This window comes from Kitasatospora sp. NPDC007106 (assembly GCF_040634455.1).
In the GTDB taxonomy this organism is placed as follows: Bacteria; Actinomycetota; Actinomycetes; order Streptomycetales; family Streptomycetaceae; genus Kitasatospora; species Kitasatospora arboriphila.
In genome coordinates, this window is record NZ_JBEYFP010000879.1 from 1 (window position 1) to 2,333 (window position 2,333).

Consider the following 2,333-nt stretch of genomic DNA (forward strand, 5'->3'; position numbering starts at 1 on the left):
GCAGCACCCGGGCGTGCTGGGTCAGGAACGTCCAGCTCGTGCGGGGCTCGTGCTCGTCCGCCACAAAACAAGTATGAACCCGAATGCCGGTTTTGTCAGACATGAATTCGGGCGACGGTCAGCGCCGGGGAAGGCGAGCTGCGCAACCGTCGGACCGCGGGCTGCCGAGGGGAACGGGTGGGTCCCTGTCCGGGTGGAGCCGTCCTGCAGGGCGTGTCTCCTGCATGTCCGCCAGGGTGCCGACGGGCGGCCTGCTGCGCGCGACTGCGAGGGGCTCGGCGAGGATCCTGGTGCGCTCGGTCGGGTGCGCTGGCGGGCGATGGTGCACGGGGTCGGCGTCGTGGCGAGGCCGGGAGAACAGGGACGCCGGTAGCCGCCGGCGGGGCCCCTGTTCGTGCGCGCGCCGTGGGTTTCGGCGTCCGGCCACGGGTGTGACGGTGGCGTCTTGGGCGCGGGCCGTGGCCGGCGGGTTCGGACTGCACGCCGGCTGGTGTCCGCGGGTGACCGATCGAGGTGCGCCGGACAGGTCAGGTGTCGAGGTGCGGGTCGGGGTCCGCCAGGGCGGCTTGACGTGCTCGTTGAGGATCCGGTGCGGCGGTGGGACCGGGATCCGGGCCAGGCAGGGGGAGGTCGGCCCAGACGGTCTTGCCGTCACCGTCGGGGGTGCAACCCCAGTCGGCGGTGATCCGGTCGACGACGACCAGGCCGTGCCCGTGCGGCGTCTGCGGCTGGTGCGGTTCCACCAGTCGCGGCGGGGTCGGGCTGGGGTCGGTGACGGCGATCCGTAGCCGTACCGGCGACCGTTGGAGTTGGAGGGCCAGGGGCCGGCCGGCGTGGTCGGCGGCGTTGGCGAGGAGTTCGGCGGCGACGAGGGCGGCGTCGGCGGCCGCCTGGCCGGCGGCGGTCGTCAGGTGCCAGTCGGCGAGGGCGGTGCGGGTGAAGTCCAGGCCCTCGCTCACGCAGTCCGCCTCTCCGCCGGGAAGGAAGTCCAGTCGACGCCGGTCGGATACGACGGGGTGGGGAGAGGGGCACATGACGGCTTCCGGTCGTGGCGAGGTTTTCTCCGAATCAGGCGTCTGCCCGGCCCGGCCCCGTCTACGCGCCGGATGCGGCCGCATCCTGCCCGTGCCGGGCGGTGTCCTCGGTCGTGGCGCAGACCGGGACAGGTCCCTGGCACCGGTGATCTCCGCAACCCTGGTGCGCCCCGGCGCCCGGTGCGATCAGGACCATCGGCACCGCCCGGTCCGCGGCCGTGGACCGTGCCCGCAGCAGAGCGTTCGGCCCACCCGAAATCATCAACGCCACCCCGTTCAAACCGGCCGCCAGCAGCTGTGGGATTCCGCCGAACGCCTTGCCCGGCGCTTGCTGTGCGGTCCTGGGACACAGAGCGCCAGCGGCACCGGGTCGGGAGCCGGTGGATCCCTGGTGGGGTCGAGCGCCGGCGACCGCCTCACGGCTCCACGCCCGCAGAGGGCCTGCTGATCCGGCAGTCCGTGGCCCGGTGCCGTGATCTCGACGCAGGTGTCCATGCCCCGGACGCCACCGCCCGGCGGCGATTCCGGTCCGACGGTCGACCGGTCGACCGGGAAGAGGCTCACGGGACCGACGCTGCCCGCACGGGCCGCCCCCTGCCGACGAGGCCCACCACGGATCCGAGCGAGGTGATGTCCTGTGCCCGGCGGCGAAAGCGCGGGCCGGGCGGGCGGCGTCGAGCGCTGTTACGCCGTAGCAGGACGACCCGTGCCGTGCCCGTGGACCCAGGCGTGGCGGACACCGTCCGGCAGGGTGAGCAGGCCGACGGTGTGGCCGTCGTGGTCCACCACCGGCCACATGTCCAGCTCGCGGGAGCGCATGGTGGCAGCCGCGGTGGCCGCGGGCATGTCGGCGGTGGCGAAGGGCGCCCGGTCGAGCGGGACGTCGCGTACCGGGGTGCGCTCGGTGTACCAGGACCGGGCCTGGAAGGGTGCCAGGTGCAGGCGGGTCAGCAGCCCTGTGCAGCGGCCGTCCTCGTCGTGGACCAGGAGGTGGTCGGCGCCGGAGCTCTGCAGGATGTCCAGCGCGGTGTCGACCGTGACGTCGTCGCCGATCTGCAGCGCCGGGGGGCTCATGAGATCGCCGACGGTGGGGGTCGCGGGGCTTTCGGGGGTGCCGGTCATGGGCGGACTCCTCGGTCTCTCCGGGCGGCGCCGGGGTCGTCTTTGGCGGTGGTGCTCACGGAGTTCGCTGCGGGCGGCCGGGGGATCCGGTGTGCGGTCGTGGCGGGAGGCCGGTGTCGCCCCGGCTGCGGCGCGCGCCCGAGGCGCTCCGCAACCCGGGGCGGCGGTGTCAGCGGG

2 protein-coding genes are annotated in these 2,333 nt (G+C 74.2%); both read right to left on the reverse strand.

The features are described from left to right. Window positions 1–527: 527 nt before the first annotated feature. On the reverse strand, window positions 528–959 hold the full coding sequence (locus ABZ641_RS33545; RefSeq protein ID WP_344628397.1) for an ATP-binding protein: 432 nt from the start codon (window positions 957–959) through the stop codon (window positions 528–530). A gap of 759 nt (window positions 960–1,718) precedes the next feature. After that, complete coding sequence (locus ABZ641_RS33550; protein WP_359988039.1) at window positions 1,719–2,156, reverse strand: CBS domain-containing protein; 438 nt, start codon at window positions 2,154–2,156, stop codon at window positions 1,719–1,721. Between the last annotated feature and the right edge of the window lie 177 nt (window positions 2,157–2,333).